The sequence below is a fragment of the Rhizobium sp. LARHSG275 genome (assembly GCF_052871115.1).
In genome coordinates this window covers 70,321-95,162 of record NZ_JBIXJN010000011.1, presented here as the reverse complement: position 1 = coordinate 95,162, position 24,842 = coordinate 70,321, and the positions used below count along the sequence as shown (strand labels likewise).

The following is a 24,842-nucleotide window of genomic DNA, read 5'->3' as shown; positions in this document are numbered from 1 at the left end:
GTGGGGTTCGAAGCTTACGCTTGCTTATATCCAGACTTCCGCGAAAGCGCATCATGGCAATCTCGGTTCGGACGTTTACGGAGGCTGATCTAACCTGGTTCAAGGCATGATTTGAAGAACCGGAGCTATCGAGTCGCCGGTCTCGTTCTTCGATCGCTGGCCGCGCTATTCAACACGCGAGTGTGACATTCCAATTTTGCAGAACAAGACACGTCAACTTTGCGGCCACAAAGTTGCGGCTACAAAGGATAGAGCGGAACTTAAGTCTTTGTAATAACATAGATGTATCTAGTTCCATAACATGCGTTACGCCGCAAATTTGTGTAGCCGACATTCTACTTCCAACTGCGACATGCCAATGTTTACAATGTTTCGCCTTGGTGATCTTGCGTGTCGCTTTGCTATACCCTTGGCGCTTGCCGAAAACCTGCTCCTCTCAGGAACTCGCCAGCCGCTGACTTGTTTTACATTCTGCATCACCCAGAAGTTTGCCCAAGGCGCAATCGGCGACAGTGGGACTGATCCATGGATATGACGCGCATCCGAGATCGCATGGTGGAGTACCACGTTACGCGCCGTGGCATTCGCGATCCACGCGTGACCGAAGCGATGCGCACGGTGCCGCGCGAAAAATTCGTTCCTCCAGGCTCCGAGGAATGCGCCTATGAGGATGCGCCGCTGCCGATCGGCGAAGGCCAGACAATTTCGCAGCCGTTCATCGTCGCTCTGATGCTCGAAAAGGCCAATCTGGATGCCGGCGACACAGTGCTCGAGGTCGGAACGGGCTCCGGCTACGCTTCAGCCCTCCTGAGCCGGATAGCAAGGCATGTCTATTCCATCGAGCGCCATGAAGGGCTGGCGCTTCAAGCCAAGGAACGGTTCGAGAAGCTGGGATACCGCAACATTGACGTTCGCGTCGGCGACGGCAGCAAAGGCTGGGTGGAAGCCGCTCCGTTCGATGCCATTATTGTTTCTGCGAGCGCGCCCGAGGTGCCAGCCGCCTTGAAAGAACAGTTGGGCTTCGGAGGGCGGCTGATCATTCCGGTCGGCCGCGGTGAAGGGCAGCGCCTGAAACGCCTCACCCGTACCGGGGACGTCACGTTCGAAGAAGAAGATCTCGGCGGGGTGATCTTCGTTCCCTTGATCGGCGAAGACGCCTGGACTGCAACCCATCCGATGTACACGGCAACGGCCCCCTCATTGCCGGGAACGGTTGCCTCCGAACCAGGTTCTCCGCATGAAGGACAGGGAGGGGGCATGGGTAAGACACAGACATTGCTCGCGTTGCCGGAAGGTGTGGTTGACCATAGCGAATTTCAGCGAAGCTTCTGGGCAGTTCAACGTACTTCCTGGATCGTGTTCACGCTTCTTCTGCTGACCTGCTTGCTGGGTTTGCTTGGAAGAGGCGGTCCGTTTTCACGGCAAACACTTTTGTTGCCCGAAGGATCCGTGGATTTTCCGGTCATCTCCCGATGGAATGCTCCCGAGGACATGACGGTGACCTTCGCGCCGTCATCCGAAGACAGGGTCTTCACGATCGATGCCGCCTTTCTTCAAGGCTTTTCGGTCCAGGGCATCGATCCGCCTCAAAAGGCGACCTTCGCGCGCGGTGGCCGGATAGGCTATGTGTTTCCTGCCGACCCGGCAGAACCGACACAGATCGTCTTCCGTCTGCAAACGCAACTCGCCGGCCCTCGCCGCGCCACTATCGGCATGGGCGGGGAGACTCGCAGCCAATCCACGTTCATCTTTCCATGAGGGCGGCACGGTGGATGCAGTATTACGCGGATTGGCAATCTATTTCACGCTGCTTGTGATCATCCGTCTGTCGGGAAGACGGACATTGGCCCAGATGACCCCGTTCGATCTGGTCATCGTGCTGGTGATCTCCGAGACTACCCAGCAGGCGATGCTGGGCGATGACTTCTCGATCACCAACGCCGTTATCCTGATCCTCACGCTGTTTACGACCGACATCGGCCTGTCTTACGTGAAGAGGTGGTGGCCTCGCGCAGCTCATATCATCGATGGCGTTCCGACCGTTCTGGTGACGGATGGCGTCTACGATGAGCGCGCGCTCAAAGGCGCCCGACTGCAGAAGGAAGACGTCATGCAAGCGGCTCGAAGCCAGGAAGGCATTGAAAGCGTTGCGGAGATAAAATTTGCCATCCTCGAAGTGAGCGGCAACATCAGCATCATCAAGAAGCAGAAATCCGGCTGACAATTGCCAGCGAAGGAGCATCCCGCGGTATGGCAGGAACTCCCTGGCAATTTCGAGCTGCCAGCTGTGGGACGTGCTTCAGAAGGATAGGTCGAGCACCCTACCCTCGAACAGACGATCCCGAGAACCTTCGAGATGCGCCTTCATCAGTCTTTGCGCATCGTCGGGCCGGCCATCGGCGATCGCCTTGTAGATGGCGTTATGCTCTTCGTAGACCTGTTCCAGCCCTTGGCGGGGGCCAAGCAAAGAGAGGCCATGGAGATGCATGCCAACGGCGATATGGGCCTTCAGCGCGTCGATCGACGCCGTGTAATAATGATTGTTGGCAGCCTCCGTGACCGCGCGGTGGAAGAGGAAATCGGCGTCGGTGCGGTGAAGCTGATGGCTGGTCGCTTCGCGCAGATCCGCAAGCGCGCTGGCGATCTTCTGGATCGCCTGCTCATTGCGGCGCTTGGCGGCAAAATAGGCGGCCGCCGGCTCGATCGTCAGGCGGAATTCGTAGCAGCGCTGAATGTCGGCGATCGTCTTCACCGGCGAATAGGCAAGCTGCGTCATCGGCGATCCATGCGCGCTGACGAAGGTGCCGGCGCCCTGCCGGGCATAGACCATGCCCTGATCGCGCAGGCGCGCCAGCGCATCACGGACGATCGGCCGCGACACACCCAAAATCGAGGCAAGCTCATGCTCGCCGGGAAGGCGTGAATCCGGCGGATAGTTTCCGCCGCGGATACGCTCGAGCAACTGGTCGAAGACGCGATCGACCAGCTTGACGGCCTTGCCGCGTTCGGGCTTGCCCGGCGGGCCGGCTTCCGCGTTCAAAGATTCGCCATTCACTTCAGCCACGTCATTCTCCCCGGCGGTATCTTGCTATGCCGCCCGATTCCAAAGAACCAGTCTTAACAAACTATCGGGCTTGCCGAAGCCCCCCGACTTCACGGCACACCGAAAATGCCGCCCGTCGGCTGCCGTGACATCGAACCACGGCACGCCGGCTTCGATTTCGCCCTTCGGCGCCAGAACTCTGACCCCGAGCGCCTGGAAAACGGCAAGCGCCGTATCGCCGCCGCCGACCATCAGCATATCAGGCCTCGTGTCGTCGATGACCGTTCTGACGCCTGACGCAAAACGGCGGGCGACCAGTGCCGCATCGGCCGCCATATCGCCAGTGCAACGCAGCAGCGCCGGCAGCGCTATGCCCTCTCCGACTTCGACCTGCCCCTTCGGCGCGTCCACGACCATGCGTAGGACACCCGAGGCTTGGAGCCGGTCCATCTGGATAGCAGTAATCGGGTCGCGCGAGCCAAAGGCGAACAGGGTGCGCCGGGTCGCCGCAAATTCCGGCAGCGGCTGCCGCCCCATTTCGCCGAGCTGGCGGGCAAGCGCGGCCCCGAGGCCTCTTGCGCCGACAGCAAGTGTCGTCAGCCAGTCATGCCCCTCCGCGATCTGGTCGAGATCGCCATCGTCCTCGGCATCGGCAATCACGACGCCGTCCGCGCTGATTTCGAACAGCTCAGCGATCGGTAGCGGCTGGTTGATGCCGCGGCCGACGACACACCCTCGGTAGGTCAACCGCTCCTGATCGGGAATGGCGGGCGCTACTAGGATGGTCTTCAGATCGAATGCCTTCGCCAGCGCCAGGCTCTCGGCCGCGACATTGCCCTTGAGCCGGGAATCGATCTTCTTCATGATGACCGCCGGCTTCTCGCGACGAAACACCGCTGCCGCCGACCGTACTCTTTCGGCGGCTTCGCGCTCATCCAGCGCGCGGGAGGCGGTGTTGATGACGACAACGTCACAGCCGGTGGCGATCGCATCCTCTGCGGCCTCGACATCGACGGCGACCGCAACCGAAAGCCCGGCTTCGACGAAGGGCGTGCCGGTATCGAGCGCGCCCGTCAGATCATCGGCAATAATGGCCGCCTTCAGCGTCATGCGGTCTGTCCGGTGTTGACGGCGTGGCAGGCGACGAGATGGCCGGGCTTTGCCTCCTTCCACGCGGGAATGACCTTGCTGCAGACGTTCATGGCGATCGGGCAACGCGTGTGGAAACGGCAGCCCGACGGCGGGTTCAGCGGGCTCGGCACATCACCCTGCAGGATCTGGCGCTGGCGCGTGCGCTCATGCTCCGGATCGGTTTCCGGGACGGCCGACAGCAACGCCCTGGTATAGGGGTGCAGCGGATTGTCGAAGAGCTCCTCGCGGGTGGCAAGTTCGGCGAGCCGCCCGAGATACATGACGCCGACCCGGGTGCTGATATGGCGCACGACTGCGAGATCATGGGCGATGAACAGATAGGTCAGCCCGTATTTTTCCTGCAGATCGAGCAGCAGGTTGATGATCTGCGCCTGGATCGACACGTCGAGCGCCGAAATCGCCTCGTCGCAGACGATGAATTTCGGCTGGCAGGCGAGCGCGCGGGCAATGACGACGCGCTGGCGCTGGCCGCCGGAAAGCTCATGCGGGTAACGCTGGGCAAACCGCTTGGGCAGGCCGACATCGGTGAGCAGCGTCGCGACCCTGTCCTTCAGCTCGGCCTTGGTGCAGAGCTTGTGGAAGAGGATCGGCTCGCCGATCGCCTCGCCCACCGTCATGCGCGGATTGAGCGTCGAATAGGGATCCTGGAAGACAATCTGCAAATCGCGGCGGAAGGGCCGCATCTGTTTTTCATCGAGCGTCGCGAGGTCCTGGCCCTTGTAGACGACCTTGCCGCTGGTCGCCTTATAGAGGTTGAGGATGGTGAAACCGGTGGTCGACTTGCCGCATCCGGATTCGCCGACCAGGCTCAGCGTCTCGCCTTCCATGATGTCTAGATTGACATTGTCGAGCGCATAGACGGTTGCCGAGCGTTCGCCGAAGGCGCCGAGCTTGACATGGAAATGCTTGACCAGGTTTTCGACCTTGAGCAGCGGTTGAGCACCCATCATGCGGCCTCCTGCATTCTCTGGACGACGAAACAGGCGGCGCGGTGATTGCTGCTGCCGCTTAACGGCTCAAGCTGCGGCACCTTCTCGTGGCAGATGTTTTCGGCAAGCGGACAGCGCGGTGCAAACGGGCAGCCCTTCGGCCGGCGGCCGGGCTCCGGCGGCGTGCCGCCGATCGAGCTCAGCCGGCTTGCCGGCGGGTCCGAGAGCTTCGGGATCGATGACAGCAGGCCGCGCGTATAGGGATGGCTCGGGCGGGCATAGAGTTCGTCGACCGGCGCATCCTCGACCACCGTGCCGGCATAGAGCACGGCGACGCGATCGACGAGGCCGGCGATCAGCGCCAGATCATGGGTTATCCAGACGACCGACATGCCGAGCTTTGCCCTGAGATCCTTTACCAGGTCGACGATCTGGGCCTGGATGGTGACATCGAGCGCCGTCGTCGGCTCGTCGGCGATCAAAAGCTTCGGATTGCAGGCAAGGCCGATCGCGATCATCACGCGCTGGCGCATGCCGCCGGAAAGTTCGTGCGGATAGGCCTGCAGACGCTCTTCCGGGCCGGGAATACCGACAAGGCGCAGAAGCTCGACGGCACGTCTACGGGCCTCCGCCTTTTTCATTCCGCGGTGATAGATAAGCGGCTCGCAGATCTGATCACCGACGCGCATCACCGGATTGAGCGAGGTCATCGGATCCTGGAAGACGAAGCCGATATCGCCGCCGCGTACCTTGCGCAGCTCGCGATTCGACATCGTCTGCAGGTCGCGGCCGTCGAATGTCGCCGATCCCCTGGTGACTTTGATCTTGTTCGGCAGGAGCCGCATCAGGCTCAGCATGGTCAGGCTCTTGCCGCAGCCGGATTCGCCGACGACTCCAAGGGTCTCACCCTTGTTGACATGCAGATCAATGCCGTCGACGACGATGGCGGGGCCGTTGCGGCCATCGATCTCGACGGTGAGGTTCCTGACATCGAGCAGGCGGTCGGTGCTTTTCGTATCCATCATTTGCTGCCCCGCGGATTGAGCGCGTCGTTAAGGCCATCGCCGAGGAAGCTGAAGGCAACTGAGGCAAGGCCGAGCACGGCCGCCGGAGCGGCGAGAAGGTGGGGATAATGCTGCCAGACACGCAGGCCGTCGGAGATCATGTTGCCCCAGCTCGGTGTCGGCGGATTGACCCCGACGCCCAGGAAGCTGAAGGCGCTTTCCAGCACCATCGCCGTGCCGAGGCCGGCGCTGACCGAGACGATCAAAGGCCCCAGCGCATTCGGAATGACATAACGCTTGATGATGATCCAGTTCGACAGGCCGAGCGCCTGGGCCGCGGTGATATAGGGCCGGCTGCGGATCGACAGCACCTGGGCGCGGACGAGACGGGCGTAAGGCGGCCAGGAGATCAGCGCCATCGAGCCGAAGACGAGGATGAAATCCACCCACATGGTTTCGCGGTAGAAGGGATTGAGGGTCGCGAGGTAACGCGCCTCCATCCATTTGCTGATCGGCGATTTCAGCGAGGCGTTGATGACGACGACGAGCAACAGGTTGGGAACCGACATCGTCACGTCGGTCAGCCACATGATGACGCGATCGAACGGATTGCCGAAGAAACCGGCGACTGCCCCGAGCACCAGGCCGATCAGCACGGCGAAGACGGTGACAATGACGGCGACGAGGAAAGCGGTGCGCGTGCCGAAAACCACGCGGCTGAAGACGTCGCGGCCGAGATCATCGGTTCCGAAGAGGTGGCTCATCGACGGCAGGACGTTGCGGGCGTTGAGATCCTGGCTCAGATAATCATAGGGCGTGAGGTAAGGCCCGAAGATTGCCGTGAAGGCGAGGATCACGACGATGACGAGGCCGAAGATGGCAAGCCTGTTGCGCTTCAGCCGATACCAGGCGTCGCGCCACAGGCTGACCGGCTCTTCGACGGTTTCGATGGTGGAAAGAGGGATGGCGGACATGGTCAGCGGCTCCTTCTTGAATCGTTGGCGCGCGGATCGAGCAGCGGATAGAGCACATCCACCAGGAGGTTCGAGACCATCACCAGGAACGATCCGATCAGCGTGATCGCCAGAATGACGGGATAATCGGAATTGATCAGCGCCTGCACCGTCAACCGGCCCAGGCCCGGCAGGCCGAAGACAAGTTCGACGAAGATCGCGCCGTTGACGATGGTGATCATGATCAGGCCGAGCTGCGTGACGACGGGCGTCAGCACCGGTCGCAGGATGTGGCGCAGCGCCACGATGATCTCTGGCACGCCCTTGGCGCGAGCGGTGCGGACGAAATCCTCCGACAGAACCTCGATGACGGCGGCGCGCGTCTGACGCACGATCAGCGCGATCGGCTGGAAGGAAAGGACGAGCAGCGGCAGCAGGATACGGACATCGAGGATGCCGCCCCAGCCATAGGGCACGCTCGCACCCGGCAGCAGCACGATCAGGCCGACCATCAGCAGCGGACCGGCGACATAGGCCGGGATCGCCCAGAGGAAGAGCGCGGAGCCCAGAATGGCATAGTCGATGCGCGAATTCTGGTTGAGCGCGGCGATCATGCCGAGCGGGATCGCGACGACGGCGGTCAGGATGATGGAACAGAGCGCAAGCTGGAAGGAGACGGGGGCTGCGGCCGAGACCATCGCCCAGACGGAGCGGCCCGAGGTCAGCGAATTGCCGAACTGGCCGTGCAGCAGGTTCCAGATGTAAAGGCCGAACTGGATGATGAAGGGTTTGTTGAGGCCGGCACTTTCGCGAATGGCTTCGATGCGCTGCGGATTATAGGCGACGTCGCCCGGCGCGCGCAGGAAGATCAGCTTGATCGGATCGCCGGCGCCATAGAAGGCCAGCGCGTAAACCGCCAGCATCACCACCAGAACGGACGGAATCCAGATGGCAAATCGGGTTAGCACGTAGCGCAGCAAGGCCACCTCCCACCTGTTGTTCGATGCGTTCCCGCTTTTGGCTGCGATCGCATCTCTTCTTCTTGAAACTTGCGCGAAGGCCTTGCGGCCTTCGCGCGGGTTATTGCCGATTGGAACGATTTCCGCCGGATCAACCGATGGAAATGTTCCAGGGTTCGACGACCTGCCAGTCAAGGTTCTTTTCCAGGCCCTTGACGTCCTTGGTGGCCCAGCGCGACATCGCCTGAGAATACCATGGAATGAAAGCCCAATCCTCGCGGAACGCCTTCTGGGCTGCCTGAGCGAGAGCGATACGCTGCGGATCGTCCGCAGCCTTGGTCGTGGCTTCGGCCAGAGCGCTGTCGACCTCGTCGTTTTTGTATCCGCCAAGCTTGTTTTGCGCATTCGACGAGGTCGAGGCGACGCTGCCCGCCAGATAGGAGACGGCATCCGGCACACGGGTGCCGACGTCGTCGCGAAAGATTTGGATCGAATTCTGATCCGGACCCGCATAGGCGTCCTGCTGCGGCTTCATGTCGACGGCCGTGATGCCGAGATTCTGGCGCCACTGCTCGGCGATGAACTGGGCGGCAGCCTGAATGGCCGGCCCCGAGATGCCGACGAATAGGATCTTCGGCAAGCGCTCCGGGCCGCCATAGGTCGATTCCGCAAGCAGCTTCTTGGCAGCCGCCGGATCGTAAGGGTATGGCTCGAAGCCGGAATTCTCCGCACCCGGAACCGAGTTGAGGATCTGATCGGCCTTCTTGTGCGGCCCGTCGGGGTAGGACGCCTTGAACAGGCCATCGCGATCGACCGCCATGATCAGTGCCTGGCGGACCTTCGGATCGTCCATCGGCGCACGGGAGATGTTGAACCAGAAGTGCTGGCTGGTCGGGATCAGCGGGCCGGCGGAAAATTCCGGGCCGAGATCCTGGATGATGGTCGAGGTGATCAGTTCGGTATGAGCGTTGAACTCGCCCGACTTGATCAGCGACGTCGCGGAGACATTGTCCTCGATCGAGGTGATGTCGATGCGCGCAAGCTTCGGCTTCGGTCCGAAGAAGTTTTCGTTCGGCTCGAACGTGATCTTGCCGGCGTCGATGTCGATGCTGGTGAGTTTGAACGGACCCGAAAAGACCGGCTTGCTGTCAGGCTTGTACCAGTCGATAATCTCCTCGCCGTCGCTGCCGCGCGACTGCGACGCCTTGGTGATCGGCGCGATGTGGTTTGCCAGGCGCATGAAGAAGATCGGATCGGCGGCTGCCAGCGTCACGACGACCGTTCCATCGTCGGGCGTCGCGACACCCGTCAACTCGTTGCCGGAGCCGGAGGCGATTTCGGCATAACCCTTGACCTTGCTCAGCACCTGGTCGGCGCGCTGGCTCTTGGTGTTCGGCATCGAGGCGACTTCCCACGATCCCTTGACGTCCGCCGAGGTGATCTTGCTGCCGTCGGAGAAGACGGCTTTGGGGTCGATCTTGAAGGTCCAGACTGTGTTGTCAGCCGATTCCCAGCTGGTGAAGACGTAAGGTTTGATATTGCCTTTGCTGTCGAAATACATCGGCGATGCCCACCAGATCGAATTCCAGCGGAACGTCCTGCCGCCGCCGCGCAGCGGCGACCAGTCCTGGTCGAAGGCCGGATGCGCGACCTTCAGGACCTGGCCTTCATCGGCCATGACGATGCGGGCATTCATCCCGAATACGGTGAGGCCGACGCCGGCTGCAAGGCCGAGCTTCAGCGCGTTGCGACGTGATATATTGGTTTTATCCGATTGATCAGACATGGCATTCCTCCCAGAGTGAATTCGGCAGCGCTCTCCCTGCACCTGCCAGGCGCAGCACAATCCGTTCCGTATCGTTCTCTCGTTATTGTAAATATGTCAACAAAAAATCTCTATTTTCATCCAATCAAAATTTTATCTTAAAAATATACAAATGATAACAGATAGATAGGTTTTAGCGGCTGCATCGCCGCGTTTTGTCTTCTTGACAAAAGCGCGGCGATGGAAAAGTTCTTGCTCTCCATGGCGACAAACGAATGACATCGAATGCGCAGCCGGGCGTTCGAACACGGATCCCCGGACAGGACGCGCCGAGGAGGGCAAAATGAGCCATCACAGGATTACAGGCGTATTCAGCGCGTCCGCAACGCCGCTGACTGCAGACAATTCACCCGATCTCGCACTATTCACCGATCATTGCCGACAGCTGCTGGCCGAGGGATGCCATGGCGTGGCGCTGCTTGGCACGACGGGCGAGGCCAATTCGTTCTCCGGAGCCGAGCGCCGCGCCATTCTGGAAGCAGCACTTGAGGCTGGTATTCCCGCCGACAGGCTTTTGCCGGGCACCGGCGTTGTGGCCATTCCCGAGACCGTGGAATTGACCCGGCACGCGCTGTCGCTTGGCGTCACCAAGGTGGTGATGCTGCCACCCTTCTACTACAAGGGCGTCTCCGACGATGGTCTCTTCGCCGCCTATTCGCAGGTGCTGGAGAAAGTCGCCGACACCCGCCTGCAGGTCATCCTCTATCATATTCCGCAGGTTTCAGGCGTTCCGCTATCCATTCCGCTGATCGGGCGGCTGATTGCGGCCTTCCCGGAAACGGTCGTCGGCATCAAGGAATCTGCCGGAGATTTCAATAACATGCAGGCGATCATCGCCGCCTATCCAGGCTTCTCGGTGCTAGCGGGCGCCGACCCGCTGCTGCTGCCGTTGCTGAAGGCGGGCGGCGCTGGCTGCATCACGGCCACCTCCAATCTCGTGGCGAATTCGCTCCGCACCGTCTACGACCATGTCCATGACGAGGCGCGCGCCGCAGATGTCGAGGCGGCGCAGGCCCGGATCAACGCCTATCGCACGCTTTCCAATTCCTACGTCCAGATACCCACCATCAAGGCGATGGTGGGGCTGAAGACCGGCAATCCCGCCTGGAAGCGCACGCGCGCACCGTTGATGCCGCTCGGCGATGCCGACTATACCGCACTCGCCGAAAGTTACGCCAAGCTGCCTTGAGGAGATCCGTCATGAGTTTTACCGGCCTGCCTTCGGAAGCCGTTCCGGCCCTGATGACCGGGGTCATCGCCCCTCACCCCACGGTCGAGGGTCGTGCGGATGCCTATCTGCCCTCCCCCTGCATCCAGAACCATGCCGCAAATCTCGCCTTTCTGCGCGACGGCACGCTGACCTGCGTCTGGTTCGGTGGCACGATGGAGGGCATGGGTGATATCTCGATTTACATGTCGCGGCTGGCTCCGGGCTCCGAGCGCTGGTCCGTGCCGGAAAAAATGAGCGACGATCCGGAGAAATCCGAACAGAACCCGTTGATTTTCAAGGCTCCGGACGGAAAAATATGGCTGCTCTATACCTCGCAGACCTCGGGCAATCAGGACGGCTCGGTTGTCAAATGCCGGATTTCTGGTGATGGCGGCCAGGCCTTCGGCCCGGTTCGTATCCTCTGCGACAGCCCCGGCACATTCGTTCGCCAGCAGATCGTCGTCAACGGCAAAGGCGACTGGCTGCTTCCGGTCTTCCGCTGCGTCGGCCTGAATGGCCAGCGCTGGAGCGGCGATGCCGATACGGCTGCCGTGCTGATGTCGCGTGATGGCGGCGCCAGTTGGGAAATGCGCGATATTCCAGACAGTATCGGCGCGGTGCACATGAATATCTTGCCGCTTGGCGGCGACGAGATGATCGCCTTCTACCGAAACCGTTTCGCCGAAAACATCCTGTCCAGCCGATCATCCGACGGCGGCGAGACATGGAGCGCGCCCGAGCCTGCCGAATTGCCGAACAACAATTCCTCGATCCAGGCCACTGTCCTGAATGATGGAGCAATCGCAATGGTTTACAACCATTCGAATGCCGCCATGTCGGACGCGCGGCGCCAGTCTCTCTACGACGAAATAGAGAGTGGCGAGGCTGGAGAGACCGCCGTCGTTGCCGATACCAGCTCACGCAAGGCCGTCTGGGGTGTTCCGCGCGCGCCGCTGAGCCTTGCGATATCAAGGGATGGCGGCAAGAGCTTTCCGCATCGCATCGACCTCGATACCGGCGACGGCTTCTGTCTCAGCAACAATTCGAAGGATTCGCTGAACCGCGAATTCTCCTATCCCTCGATCGTCCAGGGCAGCGACGGCACGCTCCATATCGCCTACACCTACTACCGACGCGCCATCAAATATGTGCGCCTCGCCCGGCAATTCCTGCCGTAAACAAAGCGGCAGCCGGAAAATTGTCGTCCTGCATCCGCTCGCATGCGCAAGCATGCGGGATGACAGCGGGTGTGGGGCTGGCTGACAGAAAAATTGACAGCAGGTTTGGGCAATTCACCGCCGCCGCAAAGTTGATGGCTAGTTGGTGTCTGATATGTCGTTTCATCACTACAGACTTAATAATACTTTGATATCTTTATCGATACCAGCGCGAAACGCCGCCTTAAAGCGCGCGGCCGAGCGCACATCCGATGATAAAAAATTCCGCTCGCTGGAATGTCGGCTTGACATTGATCTTACAACTTTACATTAAAGAGGGCGACGATAGTGCCGCAAGATCTTGCAGGGAGGACTGGTTCATGGCCAGCTGGGATTCGCCGATCACGATAGTTCGGCCGCATCTGATCGAATTCGGGGTCGGCACGGCGGGAAAGCTTGGCAAATGGGCTGATGAAAAGGGCTATCGGCGCACGCTCGTCATCTCCGATGCCTTCAACGCTTCGCGCGTCGACGTGCTGGAGCTGAAGGGCGAGGTTACGGTCTTTGCCGAAGTGACGCCTGAACCGGATACGGCCAATCTCGAAAAGGTCCTGGCGGCGGCAAACGCCGCCGATGCCGAACTGATCGTCGGCTTCGGCGGCGGCAGCGCCATGGATCTGGCAAAACTCGCCGCAGTGCTTGCCGGTTCCGCCCAGACGCTGCGGGAGGTCGTCGGTCCGAACAAAGTGCATGGGCCGCGCAAGGTCGCGCTTGCCCAAGTGCCGACGACATCGGGCACCGGCAGCGAGGCCGGCATCCGCGCGCTCATCACCGATCCGGCGACGATGGCAAAGCTTGCCGTGGAAAGCCTGCATATGCTGGCCGATATCGCCGTCATCGATCCTGCTTTGACCTTCAGCGTCCCGGCCCGCACGACGGCGGCAACCGGCGTCGATGCCATGGCCCATTGCGTCGAGGCCTTCACCAACCGCAAGGCCCATCCGATGGTCGACATCTATGCGATCGAGGGAACCCGCCTCGTCGGCAAATATCTCGCTCGCGCCGTCAAGGACGGCAATGACGCCGAAGCGCGCGCCGGCCTCTCGCTCGCCTCGCTTTACGGCGGCTTCTGCCTCGGCCCGGTCAACACTGCCGGCGGCCATGCGCTCGCCTATCCCCTCGGCACGCGCTGGCATGTCGCCCATGGCGCAGCCAATGCGCTGATTTTTCCGCATGTTCTCGCCTTCAATACACCGTCCGCGCCTGAGAAAACCAAGGCGGTAATGGAAGCGCTTGGGCGTGAAACCTCCGGGAACGTCACCTCCGTCTTCGATGCGGCTTACGCATTCTGCGCCGAACTCGGCATCGAGATGAAGCTCTCCGGTCTCGGCGTGCCGGAAAGCGACCTCGACGCCATGGCCGATGACGCCTTTGCCATTCGCCGTCTGCTCGATAACAATCCGCGCGATCTCTCGCGCGCCGACATTCGCTCGATTTACGCAGCCGCGTTCTAGGCCACAAAGTTTTCAGGAGGAATTCGATCGATGGACAGGAATGCTAAAGTCGCGGTAACGCTCGGCGATCCGGCCGGCGTCGGCCCCGAGGTGATCGTCAAGGCCTTGGCAGCCCTTCCAAGAGAAGAGCGCCGCGATTTCGTCATCGTCGGCAATGTCGAAGCGCTGGAGCGCGCCGACCGCGTCAGCGGCACCGGACTGCGGTTCGGACCTGCCGATGCACTCGGTGACGGCAGGATCGCCGTCGACGAAGTCGCGCTCGGCGCTGCCCTCCCCGAAATCGGCAAGGTCAGCCCCGTCGCCGGCGATGCCTCGGTGCGCTACATCACCCGCGCCGTCGATCTCGCCATGTCGGGTCAAGCCGACGTCATCGTCACCGCGCCGATCAACAAAGAGGCGATGAACCTCGCCGGCCATCACCATGACGGCCATACCGGGCTGCTCGCGCATCTCACCGGCTCGAAGAGCTCCTTCATGCTGCTCGCCTCCGAGCGGTTGAACACCATCCACGTCTCCACCCATATCTCGCTGAAGGGTGCGATCGAGAGCGCCAAGACCGAGCGGGTGCTGGCAACCATCGAAGCCGGCCACCGGCATTTCCTGCGGCTCGGCCGCAAGGCGCGCATCGCCGTCGCCGGCCTCAATCCCCATTGCGGCGAAAACGGCCTGTTCGGCACCGAGGACGCGGAATTCCTGGCGCCCGCCGTCGAGCAGGCGCAGGCAAAGGGCATCGACGTCGTCGGGCCGATCTCGGCCGATACGGTGTTTGCCCGCGCGTATAACGGCGCCTTCGATCTGGTCATCGCCCAGTATCACGACCAGGGTCATATCCCGATCAAGCTCGTCGCCTTCGACACGGCGGTCAACGTCTCGCTCGGCCTGCCGATCGACCGCGTCTCGGTCGATCATGGCACCGCCTTTGACATTGCCGGCACCGGCAAGGCAAACCACGTCAACATGCTCTCGGCCATCGCCTATGCTAGGCTGATGGCCCGCTCGCCGCGGCAGAGAGCGTGATCGCGGCTTCCAGTAAGACCGACAGGCGCCGATCACCAACACAACGATGTCGAACTTTGTTATGACACCTCATAGCAGAACCGGACTCTGTCGTTCAGGAACGTCCCGCCGTTGACGTACAAGCATCCGCGCCTACATAGCTAGACAGTCTAGCTAGGAGCGGAATCGATGGAATGGCAACTGCAGGACGCCAAAAACCAATTTTCGAAGGTCGTGCAGAAGGCCCGACAAGAAGGGCCGCAGGTAGTGACCGTGCGTGGCGAGCGCACGGCCGTCGTTTTGTCCGCCCGCGACTATGACGCCTTGCGCGCCGGCAGGCCGACGCTCGTCGACGACCTTCTCGGTGGCCCCGCCTGGGACGATGAGTTCGCCGATGCGGTCGAAGCACGCAACAAGACGCCAAGCCGCGACGTTGCCTTCTGATGTATCTGGTCGATACCAACATCGTCTCGGAGGCGCGACGCGGCACGCCGCAGGCGGTCTCCTGGCTGCGCTCCGTCGATCCCCTCACCATCCACCTGAGCGCGCTGACGCTTGGCGAGATCATGCGCGGCATTGCCCTCAAACAGAAATCGGATCCGAAGACCGCGGCGCATCTCGCCGAGTGGCTACGCAAGCTGCGTTATGATCATGGCGACCGGATCCTGCCGGTGACCGACGAGATCGCCGTCGAATGGGGCCGTATCGCCGGTATCCGGCCGCGTGGCGATATCGACGGGCTGATCGCCGTAACCGCGATCGTTCATGATCTGATTGTCGTCACTCGCAATGTCGGTGATTTCGATGACACCGGCGCAGCGGTGATAAATCCATGGGAGACGGACGCGTGAGTAGTCGAAGCAGCGCTCACCGCAGAAACCCAGTCTGGCGGCACCTAAAGGGAAGAAAATGTTTTCAGCAGAGAAATATCTTGATACCGGTGGCGTTGTTGCCGGCGCGATAATCTTGTCGATTGTGGTTTTATTTTTGGTTATTCAGGAAGTTCGAGAGGTTATATTCTATAAAAGAAATAATTGGAACTTTGATTTAGACAGCAACGTCGGGATTAGGTTGTATAATGGCGATTCAACCGACGAAAAAGATCTAGTTTCGAACAAATCAAGGGTTTGTTTCGGTACTCCGTTTATGATTTTCGGATTCGGAGTACTGCTGACCGCGTGTGGGGCGATTATATTGTCGCAGTAAATTTCGTTTTATCTAACCGGGAATTTCAGGGCTCGCGATGGCAAGCCAAGGCGCAATGTACATTCTGCTACAACGGACGATGGGTTCTTTTCGGTCCATGATTCCCAATTTACTAAGTGCCTGGCATCCTCAACGGTAAGATTGCCGGGGCTCGCGACCGATGCCATTCCGGAGCCCGATGCACAGCAGCTTGAAGGCCAACCCGCAAAGGAGCTGCAGAGCGTGATCCCGATCGGGGATGCAGGAGCGCTGACTGAAGGGCCCTCCCCATCACATGCCGAACAAGCGACGATCCCAGAAGACCGGTTGGTGGAGGCTTACCGCGATCGAGGCGAATTCCGGATGGGCCGGATTGATCAATATGTTGCGGTCGACTCGGGCGACGACGCTTGGGACCAGCAGGATGGCGCTGCGTTTTTCCTGGCACCATTTTTCGCCGAAAACCTTGCTGACAACAGCCGGCATGCTGTCCCAGCCGGGCAGCGCGGGCTCGGAGAAGACTTCGTAGCTTAGCCCCCGCGGTAGGGTGATCGTGACATAGTGCTGGTTGGGCGGCAACCGCCCGCTGCCATGGACGAGCTTTTCCAGCAGCGCCGTCGAATAGTGCTCGCTCGTATAGATGATCGGGCTGCCCGATGTGTTCCACCGCCCCGGCGCGATGGTCGAGCCGGTGGCGTCGAAGATCGGATAGGCTCCGTTGGGATCTCCGATGCGAACGGATGTGAGTGTGCGGTCAAGAACCTGTGCGCTCACGCAGCGCTGCCGTATTTCAGGCTTCCGAGGATATCGAGCACGAGCTCGCCGCCGATCTCGCTTTGGATGACCACGTCGATCGGCCGCCTGTCCTCCAGCATTGCATGCGGCCGAAACAGGAAATCGCGCGCCTCGGCCTCGGTCTGCCAGACATCGAGTGCCGATCCCCAGACGCGCGCCAGACGGGCGAGCTTTATGCCCTCGTCGGAGGAGAGCCGATGCTTGGACTTGCGCCGCTCATAGGTGGCCTTTGGAACGAGCCTATATTTGAACTGGGTATCGTCAGGCGCCAGAAGCAGCGCCATGCGATCAAGCGCCTTGACCGGCAATCCTTCCTCGATGCTGGAAAGCAGGCCAAAGGCTGAGCGCGACGCCGGTTCCCTGGCGGGCAATCCGAGAACGTCGGCGATGACTGCAAATCCCGTCATGGCAAAGCTCCTTTTCACTTGAGGTTATATTTAGCCTCAAGTGAGCCAATGTTCAAGAGTGCCATCCCGGCTTGTCTTCGATAGCGGCGGATTGCCCCGCGCGCGGGAGATCGCTATCTTTCCTTGAGGCACACGAAGAATGAAGGAGGTTGCCTATGTCACCGCGGGACGCCTGATCCAGCAATATCAACACTTCTGCCTTTCCAAGGGCATTGATTTCATACGCATCGAATCCATACGGCCGCATGACGATACCACGCTCTTCTGCAGCGCTGGAATGCAGCAGTACAAGCCCCTCTTCTCCGATCCCTCCTATCGCGGAACCGTCGCAAACAGCCAGGCTTGCCTGCGCATGGGCGACCTCGACGAGATCGGCGACGGAACTCATCTTCTCCACTTCACCATGCTCGGTCTTTTCTCCTTCAGGGAAATGACCGTCGGCAACGCCATCGATTTCTGGCTCGAGTTTCTGGGAACGCTGGGGCTCGTGCCGGATCATGTGACGATCCATCCGGACCGTCTGGTGGAATGGACGCCGCTCTATGGCGGGCGCGTGCCCATCGTGCCGGATCCGGAATGCATGTGGAGCGACGGCAGCATCAGCGGTTACTGCACCGAGTTCTACAAGGATGACGTCGAGATCGGAAACATCGTCAATCCGCTCGGAAGCTGCATCGACGTCGGCTTCGGCGCGGAACGGCTCGACATGATCGTTAACGGCACGCCGCAAGACGATGCGCTCGGAACGCTGTGCGAAACGGTGATGACAATCGTCGAAAGCGGCTATCGGCCGGGCAACAAGGAGCAAGGATACGTCTTGCGAAAACTGCTCCGTCGCATCCACAAGATGGGCGGCACGCTCGACCATCCCTTCTTCGCGGAAGAGGTCGAACGCCAGAAGCGGCTACGCGCCAAATATCTGCGTCTGCGTGACCGTCACTCCGATAGGGGACCGGAGTGGTGGTTCGATACCCACGGCATCGATCTCTCCGACATACAGGAGATCATCGGCAAATAGCAGGGACAAGTCTTCCTGAGACAATTGCGGGAGGCCTTGCCATCGCTATGGAAGCCTCGTGGCGATGGCCCCGCGCTGCTACCCCGCCGAGGCGTCCGAAATCATTCTGGATACGGCATTCTTCCAGCCGATGATCTTGCCCTGCCGCTCGGTCTCATCCATCGAAGGGCTGAAGCGGCGGTCGCAGGCCCAGGACTGCGCAAAATCCCGCTTGCCTGGCCAGATGCCGGCTTTCGAGCCGGCAAGCCAGGCTGCGCCAAGCGCCGTCGTCTCGCGGATCGCCGAGCGGTCGACAGGGTTTCCGGTCATGTCGGCCAGGCACTGCATCGTCCAATCCGAAGCCGCCATGCCGCCATCGACGCGCAGCACGGTTTCCAGCTGGTTGACGCCCCAGTCCTTCTTCATCGCCACCAGCAGATCGAGCGTCTGGTAGGCGACGGATTCGAGCACGGCGCGGGCGAATTCCGCCGGCCCGCTGTTTCGCGTCAGACCGAAGATCGCGCCGCGCGCAGCCGGATCCCAATAGGGAGCGCCGAGGCCGGTGAAGGCCGGAACGATGTAGACCTGCTGTTCGGGATCGGCCTTGGCGGCAAGCACCCCGGCCTCGGATGCCTGGCCGATGATGCCGAGGCCGTCGCGCAGCCATTGCACGGCAGCACCGGCGATGAAGATCGAGCCTTCGAGCGCATAGGTCGTCTCGCCGTCGAGCCGGCAGGCGATCGTCGTCAACATCCGGTTGGAGGAGGAAACACGATCCCGGCCGGTGTTCAACAGGGCAAAGCAGCCGGTGCCGTAAGTGGATTTCATCATGCCGGGCTCGAAGCAGGCATTGCCCATCGCCGCTGCCTGCTGGTCGCCGGCGACACCAAGGATCGGAAGTTCCGCGCCGAACAGCGCCTTGGCGACGCGGCCGAAATCATCGGCGCATTCCCTGACGTCAGGAAGCATGGCGGCCGGAATGCGGAGAACGCCGAGAAGCTCCCCGTCCCAGGCACCGTCATCGATATTATAGAGCAGCGTTCTCGACGCATTGGTCGCATCGGTGGCATGCACGCGTCCATTAGTCAGATTGTAGATCAGCCAGCTGTCGATCGTGCCGAAGCAGGCCTCACCGGCCTCGGCCTTCTCACGCAGGCCATCGACGTTGTCGAGCAGCCAGCCGAGCTTCGTTCCGGAGAAATAGGGGTCGAGCAGCAGGCCGGTCTTGGCGCTGAACAGCTTCTCGTAGCCATCGGCCTTCAGGCTCTCGCACATTTCGGCCGTGCGCCTGTCCTGCCAGACGATCGCCCGGTGAAGCGGCGCGCCTGACCGTCGGTCCCAGATGACCGCCGTCTCGCGCTGATTGGTAATGCCGATCGCGGCAATGTCGGCGGCATCAATAGCGGCATCGGCGATCGCCCTGCGCACAGTATCGACGACGGACCGCCAGATTTCGGCGGCGTCGTGCTCCACCCATCCGGGCTGCGGATAATATTGGGTGATCTCTGCCTGCGCCGAGCCGGCCATTTTCATGTCGCTGTCGAAGATGATCGCGCGCGACGACGTTGTGCCTTGGTCGATCGAAAGAATATAGCCGCTCATATCCGTCTCCGGCTCGCACGAAACCGCTCCGCCCGGCAAAGAGGGCGGATGCGGAGATTTCATGAGAGAAAGATTGTGGGTGCCACCGGCTTGCGGCCGGTGGCGGGAAGTGATGGCCGGAAGCCTCGTTGCCTCCGGCCGAGGTCCGCCTTACTTCGACTGCCAGCTCTTGACGAGTTCGTCGTAGTTGACCGTGACCGGCTTTTCCTTCTCGTTCTCAATCTTCAGCTGCGGCGCAAGATTGCCCTTCTTCACCGCATCCGCGTTCCAGTAAGCGAGGTCATGCTCTTTGGCGAGTTTCGGGCCGATATCGCCCTGGACGCCCGATTTCTCGATACGGCCCATGACCTTCTCTTGCTCGCCGCAAAGAGAATCCATGGCTTCCTGTGGCGTCTTGGCGCCGGCAGCGGCGTCACCGATAGCCTGCCACCAAAGCTGAGCCAGCTTCGGATAGTCGGGAACGTTGGTGCCGGTTGGCGACCACTGAACACGCGCAGGCGAACGATAGAACTCGATCAGACCGCCAAGCTTCGGAGCGCGCTCCGTGAAGCTCTTGTCGCGAATGGTGGATTCGCGGATGAAGGTGAGACCGAGCTGGCTCTTCTTCACGTCAATCGTCTTCGAGGTCACGAACTGTGCATAGAGCCACGCGGCCTTTGCACGGTCCGTCGGGGTCGATTTCATCAGCGTCCAGGAACCGACGTCCTGATAGCCAAGCTTCATGCCGTCTTTCCAGTAAACGCCATGCGGGCTCGGTGCCATGCGCCATTTCGGCGTACCGTCTTCGTTCATGACAGGCAGGCCAGGCTTGACCATGTCTGCGGTAAACGCCGTATACCAGAAGATCTGCTGCGCGACGTTACCCTGTGCCGGCACCGGACCGGATTCCGAGAAGGTCATGCCCTGAGCTTCCGGCGGTGCATAGGCCTTCAACCAATCGAGATACTTCTGGATCGAATAGACGGAAGCTGGGCCATTGGTGTCACCGCCGCGCGCGACGCACGAACCGACAGGACGCGACTTTTCGTCGACCTTGATACCCCATTCGTCGACCGGAAGACCGTTCGGCAGACCCTTGTCACCATTGCCGGCCATCGAAAGCCAGGCGTCGGTGAAGCGCCAGCCGAGCGACGGGTCCTTCTTGCCGTAATCCATATGGCCGAAGACCTTCTTGCCGTTGACGTCACGGCCGGTAAAGAATTCGGCGATGTCCTCATAAGCGGACCAGTTGACCGGAACGCCAAGATCGTAGCCATACTTCGCCTTGAAATCGGCCTTGTTCTTCTCGTCGTTGAACCAGTCATATCGGAACCAGTACAGGTTTGCGAACTGCTGGTCGGGAAGCTGGTAGAGCTTCTTGTCCGGTGCCGTCGTAAACTTGGTGCCGATGAAGTCGTCGATATCGAGGCCGGGGTTGGTAACGTCCTTGCCTTCGCCGGCCATCCAGTCGGTCAGGTTGCGCACCTGCTGATAGCGCCAGTGGGTGCCAATCAAGTCGGAGTCGTTGACCCAGCCGTCATAAAGGTTCTGACCGGTCTGCATCTGCGTCTGGATCTTCTCGACAACGTCACCCTCTTGAATGACGTCGTGCGTGACCTTGATCCCGGTAATCGCAGTAAAGGCCGGAGCCAGAACCTCGGACTCATACTTGTGGGTGGTCAAGGTTTCCGAAACAACCTTGATGTCCATCCCCTGGAAAGGCTTCGCAGCATCGATGAACCATTGCATTTCCTTTTCCTGGTCGGCGCGAGAGAGCGTCGACACGTCGCCGATCTCTTTGTCCAGAAAAGTCTTTGCCTCGTCCATGCCGGCATAGGCCGACCCGGTCATGGCCAGCAGCACGGCTGCTGTCGTCGTCAATAAATGCCTTCGCATGATATCCTCCCAGGGTTTTGCGATTGCAGTCTTCACGTCTCAGGCGGCCAGAAAAACCCCGGCCGTCTGCATCAGTTTGCCTCACACGTAACGGAATACGCCGACGGCGTAGACAACGGAGAGAGCGAGAGCCCACCAGAGGCTTGATCCAACGAGACCAAGCCAGGCCAGATGGATAAAGGCGCTGCCGAGCAGCGAAAGGAAAAGCCGGTCACCGCGCGTCGTCTCGAAGCGCAGGATTCCGATCCGGGGATTGCCGCCCGGAGCGGCGTATTCCCAGACCCCCATGCCGATCAGCAGCAATGCGATGACGACGAAGAAAGTGGCCGTCGGCCAGGTCCATGCCATCCATGAAAAATCGGGAAGCGAAAAGCTCATCAAACCCTCCCCAGGGCGAAGCCCTTGGCGATGTAATTGCGCACAAACCAGATCACCAGCGCCCCTGGGATCAAGGTCAGAACACCGGCGGCGGCGAGCAGGCCCCAATCCATGCCGGATGCAGAGACGGTACGGGTCATGGTGGCAGCGATCGGCTTCGCGTCGGTCGTCGTCAGCGTTCGTGCGATCAGCAACTCGACCCAAGAGAACATGAAGCAGAAGAAGCAGGCGACACCTATGCCGCTCGCAATCAGCGGCGTGAAGATCTTCAGGAAAAAGCGCGGGAACGAATAGCCATCGATATAGGCAGTTTCGTCGATTTCCTTCGGCACGCCGGACATGAAGCCTTCAAGGATCCAGACCGCAAGCGGCACGTTGAAGAGGCAATGCGCCAATGCCACGGCGATGTGCGTATCGATGAGCCCAAAGGCTGAGTAGAGCTGGAAGAACGGCAGGGCAAAGACCGCCGGCGGCGCCATCCGGTTCGTCAGCAACCAGAAGAACAGATGCTTGTCACCAAGGAACCGATAACGGGAGAAGGCATAGGCCGCCGGCAGCGCGGCTGCCACCGAGATCACCATGTTGATCACGACATAGGTGATTGAATTGATGTAGCCGGAATACCAGGCCTTTTCCGTGAAGATCGTCACGTAATTGGCGATCGTCGGGTTATGAGGATAAAGCGTCAGAGAATTGACGATTTCCGCGTTGGTCTTGAAGCTCATGTTGACGAGCCAATAGATCGGCAGCAGGAGCACAATGATATAGATCGTTGGAACCAGCCACCACCAGCGCGATTCCTCGCCTCGCCGGCGCATCAGACGGCCGACTTCATCGGCGGAGAGCCCGCTTGCGACACTGGTAACGCCAGAGATTTTTCGGCTCGCTGTCGTTTCGTTGGAGGCGCTCATTTCAATTCTCCGCGTCGTGGCTTGTCATGACGGTGTAGAACACCCACGAAAGCAGCAGGATGATCAGGAAATAGACCAGCGACATGGCAGCGGCCGGACCGAGGTCAAACTGTCCGAGGGCGGTCTTGACCAGATCGATCGACAAGAAAGTGGTCGCGTTGCCGGGACCGCCACCGGTGACGACAAAAGGCTCGGTGTAGATCATGAAACTATCCATGAAACGCAGCAGTACGGCGATCAGAAGAACGCGCTTCATCTTTGGCAGCTGGATATAGCGGAACACAGCCCAACGAGAGGCACCGTCGATCTTGGCTGCCTGATAGAAGGCATCCGGAATGGAAACGAGGCCTGCATAGCAGAGCAAGACGACCAGGCTCGTCCAGTGCCAGACATCCATGATGATGACCGTCACCCAGGCGTCGAGCGGATCCTGCACATAGTTGTAATCGATGCCGATGGCATTGACGTAATAGCCGAACAAACCAATGTCGTTGCGGCCGAACACCTGCCAGATCGTGCCGACCACGTTCCACGGGATCAACAGCGGCAGCGCCATCAGAACCAGGCAAACCGGCACGCCGATGCCTGATTTCGGCATGTTGAGCGCAATGAAGATACCGAGCGGGATCTCAAGAGCGAGAATGATCAACGAAAAAATCAGGTTTCGCTGCAGGGCGGCCCAGAATCGGTCGGAATGCAGGATTTCGGTAAACCAGTCCGTTCCGTTCCAGAAGAACTGGTTGTTTCCGAAAGTGTCCTGAACGGAATAGTTCACAACCGTCATCAAGGGAATGACAGCCGAGAAAGCCACCAGCACGAGGACCGGCAGAACCAGAAACCAGGCTTTGTTGTTCCAGGTTTTTTCCATGATTAAGCCTCCGGTCCGGCGCGCCAGGAGTCGGCATAGATACTGATGCCCGATGGCTCGAAGGTCACCCGGGGATCAGCCGGAATTTCCTCGTCCTCAGGAACGATGACTGCGATTGGCTGGCCGGCAAATTGCGCGCGGACGATCTTCTGCCGGCCGATATCTTCCACCTTGCTGATCGTCACAGGCATACCCTCGCGGCCGACCCGGATAAATTCGGGCCGGATGCCAAGCTCTACCTTGGACGCCGACGAAGTCTTTGGCGCATAGTCGAGCGACAGCGCGTGCTCGCCGACCCGAACCGTACTGCCCTCTACCTTGGCCGGCATGAAGTTCATGCCCGGCGAACCGATGAAGTAGCCGACGAAGGTATGGCTTGGACGCTCGAAGAGTTCGGTCGGAGTGCCGATCTGCACGATCTCGCCGTCGTACATCACAACGACCTTGTCGGCGAAGGTCAGCGCCTCCGTCTGGTCATGCGTGACATAGACCATGGTAAAACCGAACTGCTTATGCAGCCGCTTCAGCTGCGATCGCAGCACCCATTTCATATGCGGATCGATAACCGTGAGCGGCTCGTCAAAGAGAATCGCGTTCACATCCGAGCGCACGAGTCCGCGGCCGAGCGAAATCTTCTGCTTTTGGTCCGCAGTCAAGCCGCGCGCCCGCCGCTTGGCCCAGCCGGCAAGATCAATCATCTCGAGGATCTCGCGGACGCGCCGGTCGACTTCCGCCTCGGCCACGCCGCGGTTGCGCAGAGGAAAGGCCAGGTTATCGTAAACCGTCATCGTGTCGTAGATGACCGGAAACTGGAATACCTGCGCGATGTTTCGCTGCTGCGTCGGCAGGTTCGTAACATCCTGCCCGTCGAAGAGAATCCGCCCTTCTGAAGGCTGAATGAGGCCGGAAATGATATTGAGCAGCGAGGTCTTTCCGCAGCCCGAAGGCCCGAGCAGCGCATAGGCGCCGCCGTCGTTCCACTCGTGGTGCACTTCCTTGAGAGCGTAGTCCTTCTCGCTCTTCGGGTTCGGCCCATAGGCATGTCGAATATGATCGAGGGTGATACGTGCCATGATCTTCTC

At 60.4% G+C, this 24,842-nt stretch carries 25 protein-coding genes; 10 read left to right on the top strand and 15 right to left on the bottom strand.

Annotated elements, in window-relative coordinates; all coding sequences use genetic code 11:
• Positions 1–525: 525 nt before the first annotated feature.
• Together ACIPSK_RS16590 and ACIPSK_RS16585 are read left to right on the top strand one after the other, a co-directional pair.
• Entirely contained in the window at positions 526–1,758 is a 1,233-nt protein-coding gene (locus ACIPSK_RS16590; RefSeq protein WP_162116641.1) for a protein-L-isoaspartate(D-aspartate) O-methyltransferase, read from the top strand.
• A 10-nt stretch (positions 1,759–1,768) separates the two neighbouring features.
• Positions 1,769–2,221, top strand: coding sequence for a DUF421 domain-containing protein (locus ACIPSK_RS16585; protein ID WP_017969152.1), 453 nt, complete (start codon positions 1,769–1,771; stop codon positions 2,219–2,221).
• A 78-nt stretch (positions 2,222–2,299) separates the two neighbouring features.
• On the opposite strand, the gene ACIPSK_RS16580 is transcribed toward ACIPSK_RS16585, so the two are convergent.
• The 7 genes from ACIPSK_RS16580 to ACIPSK_RS16550 form a co-directional block, all read right to left on the bottom strand.
• Positions 2,300–3,064: a FadR/GntR family transcriptional regulator gene (locus tag ACIPSK_RS16580; RefSeq protein ID WP_017969151.1), complete on the bottom strand. Its 765-nt coding sequence runs from the start codon at positions 3,062–3,064 to the stop codon at positions 2,300–2,302.
• Between the two features lie 24 nt (positions 3,065–3,088).
• Positions 3,089–4,153: a four-carbon acid sugar kinase family protein gene (locus ACIPSK_RS16575; RefSeq protein WP_162116640.1), complete on the bottom strand. Its 1,065-nt coding sequence runs from the start codon at positions 4,151–4,153 to the stop codon at positions 3,089–3,091.
• Positions 4,150–5,142, bottom strand: a complete 993-nt coding sequence (locus ACIPSK_RS16570; protein ID WP_162116756.1) for an ABC transporter ATP-binding protein — start codon at positions 5,140–5,142, stop codon at positions 4,150–4,152. Before ACIPSK_RS16570 ends, ACIPSK_RS16575 begins: the two co-directional genes overlap by 4 nt.
• Positions 5,142–6,149 (bottom strand): ABC transporter ATP-binding protein, encoded by a 1,008-nt coding sequence (locus tag ACIPSK_RS16565; protein WP_162116639.1) that lies wholly within the window; start codon positions 6,147–6,149, stop codon positions 5,142–5,144. The genes ACIPSK_RS16570 and ACIPSK_RS16565 overlap by 1 nt, the downstream gene beginning before the upstream one ends.
• Entirely contained in the window at positions 6,146–7,102 is a 957-nt protein-coding gene (locus ACIPSK_RS16560; RefSeq protein ID WP_130676566.1) for an ABC transporter permease, read from the bottom strand. The genes ACIPSK_RS16565 and ACIPSK_RS16560 overlap by 4 nt, the downstream gene beginning before the upstream one ends.
• A gap of 2 nt (positions 7,103–7,104) precedes the next feature.
• Entirely contained in the window at positions 7,105–8,061 is a 957-nt protein-coding gene (locus tag ACIPSK_RS16555; RefSeq protein ID WP_026154671.1) for an ABC transporter permease, read from the bottom strand.
• Positions 8,062–8,191: 130 nt separating this feature from the next.
• Positions 8,192–9,826, bottom strand: a complete 1,635-nt coding sequence (locus tag ACIPSK_RS16550; RefSeq protein WP_162116638.1) for an ABC transporter substrate-binding protein — start codon at positions 9,824–9,826, stop codon at positions 8,192–8,194.
• Between the two features lie 322 nt (positions 9,827–10,148).
• Here ACIPSK_RS16550 and ACIPSK_RS16545 point away from each other — a divergent pair, with 322 nt between their 5' ends.
• The 7 genes from ACIPSK_RS16545 (at position 10,149) to ACIPSK_RS16515 (ending at position 15,948) form a co-directional block, all read left to right on the top strand.
• Entirely contained in the window at positions 10,149–11,054 is a 906-nt protein-coding gene (locus ACIPSK_RS16545) for a dihydrodipicolinate synthase family protein (protein WP_162116637.1), read from the top strand.
• Between the two features lie 11 nt (positions 11,055–11,065).
• Positions 11,066–12,253, top strand: a complete 1,188-nt coding sequence (locus tag ACIPSK_RS16540) for a sialidase family protein (protein ID WP_162116636.1) — start codon at positions 11,066–11,068, stop codon at positions 12,251–12,253.
• Between the two features lie 359 nt (positions 12,254–12,612).
• Complete coding sequence (locus tag ACIPSK_RS16535; RefSeq protein WP_162116635.1) at positions 12,613–13,746, top strand: iron-containing alcohol dehydrogenase; 1,134 nt, start codon at positions 12,613–12,615, stop codon at positions 13,744–13,746.
• 30 nt (positions 13,747–13,776) lie between these two features.
• Complete coding sequence (gene pdxA / locus ACIPSK_RS16530) at positions 13,777–14,763, top strand: 4-hydroxythreonine-4-phosphate dehydrogenase PdxA (RefSeq protein ID WP_162116634.1); 987 nt, start codon at positions 13,777–13,779, stop codon at positions 14,761–14,763.
• A gap of 168 nt (positions 14,764–14,931) precedes the next feature.
• Complete coding sequence (locus ACIPSK_RS16525; RefSeq protein WP_011649626.1) at positions 14,932–15,186, top strand: type II toxin-antitoxin system Phd/YefM family antitoxin; 255 nt, start codon at positions 14,932–14,934, stop codon at positions 15,184–15,186.
• The gene (locus ACIPSK_RS16520; protein ID WP_162116633.1) at positions 15,186–15,593 is read left to right on the top strand and encodes a type II toxin-antitoxin system VapC family toxin; all 408 of its coding nucleotides are present in this window, start codon (positions 15,186–15,188) and stop codon (positions 15,591–15,593) included. Before ACIPSK_RS16525 ends, ACIPSK_RS16520 begins: the two co-directional genes overlap by 1 nt.
• A gap of 58 nt (positions 15,594–15,651) precedes the next feature.
• Positions 15,652–15,948, top strand: coding sequence for a hypothetical protein (locus ACIPSK_RS16515; protein WP_162116632.1), 297 nt, complete (start codon positions 15,652–15,654; stop codon positions 15,946–15,948).
• A 270-nt stretch (positions 15,949–16,218) separates the two neighbouring features.
• On the opposite strand, the gene ACIPSK_RS16510 is transcribed toward ACIPSK_RS16515, so the two are convergent.
• Both ACIPSK_RS16510 and ACIPSK_RS16505 read right to left on the bottom strand, forming a co-directional pair.
• Entirely contained in the window at positions 16,219–16,701 is a 483-nt protein-coding gene (locus ACIPSK_RS16510) for an RES family NAD+ phosphorylase (RefSeq protein ID WP_162116631.1), read from the bottom strand.
• A complete protein-coding gene (locus ACIPSK_RS16505) occupies positions 16,698–17,129 on the bottom strand; it encodes an antitoxin Xre-like helix-turn-helix domain-containing protein (protein ID WP_017969355.1) in 432 nt (143 codons plus the stop codon). The genes ACIPSK_RS16510 and ACIPSK_RS16505 overlap by 4 nt, the downstream gene beginning before the upstream one ends.
• A 139-nt stretch (positions 17,130–17,268) precedes the next feature.
• On the opposite strand from ACIPSK_RS16505, the gene ACIPSK_RS16500 reads away from it, so the two are divergent.
• Complete coding sequence (locus tag ACIPSK_RS16500; RefSeq protein ID WP_017969354.1) at positions 17,269–18,147, top strand: alanine--tRNA ligase-related protein; 879 nt, start codon at positions 17,269–17,271, stop codon at positions 18,145–18,147.
• 78 nt (positions 18,148–18,225) lie between these two features.
• Here the strand turns inward: ACIPSK_RS16500 and glpK are convergent, their stop codons facing one another.
• The 6 genes from glpK to ACIPSK_RS16470 all read right to left on the bottom strand — a co-directional run bounded on the left by glpK (position 18,226) and on the right by ACIPSK_RS16470 (position 24,833).
• On the bottom strand, positions 18,226–19,728 hold the full coding sequence (gene glpK / locus ACIPSK_RS16495; protein WP_162116630.1) for a glycerol kinase GlpK: 1,503 nt from the start codon (positions 19,726–19,728) through the stop codon (positions 18,226–18,228).
• Between the two features lie 150 nt (positions 19,729–19,878).
• A complete protein-coding gene (locus ACIPSK_RS16490) occupies positions 19,879–21,603 on the bottom strand; it encodes an ABC transporter substrate-binding protein (RefSeq protein ID WP_162116629.1) in 1,725 nt (574 codons plus the stop codon).
• 81 nt (positions 21,604–21,684) lie between these two features.
• Positions 21,685–21,981, bottom strand: coding sequence for a DUF2160 domain-containing protein (locus tag ACIPSK_RS16485; protein WP_162116628.1), 297 nt, complete (start codon positions 21,979–21,981; stop codon positions 21,685–21,687).
• Positions 21,981–22,892 carry a carbohydrate ABC transporter permease gene (locus tag ACIPSK_RS16480; protein ID WP_017969350.1) on the bottom strand — a complete coding sequence of 304 codons (912 nt, stop codon included), beginning with the start codon at positions 22,890–22,892 and terminating at the stop codon, positions 21,981–21,983. The genes ACIPSK_RS16485 and ACIPSK_RS16480 overlap by 1 nt, the downstream gene beginning before the upstream one ends.
• A 1-nt stretch (position 22,893) precedes the next feature.
• Positions 22,894–23,760 carry a carbohydrate ABC transporter permease gene (locus ACIPSK_RS16475; protein WP_162116627.1) on the bottom strand — a complete coding sequence of 289 codons (867 nt, stop codon included), beginning with the start codon at positions 23,758–23,760 and terminating at the stop codon, positions 22,894–22,896.
• Positions 23,761–23,762: 2 nt separating this feature from the next.
• Positions 23,763–24,833: an ABC transporter ATP-binding protein gene (locus ACIPSK_RS16470; RefSeq protein WP_162116626.1), complete on the bottom strand. Its 1,071-nt coding sequence runs from the start codon at positions 24,831–24,833 to the stop codon at positions 23,763–23,765.
• Between the last annotated feature and the right edge of the window lie 9 nt (positions 24,834–24,842).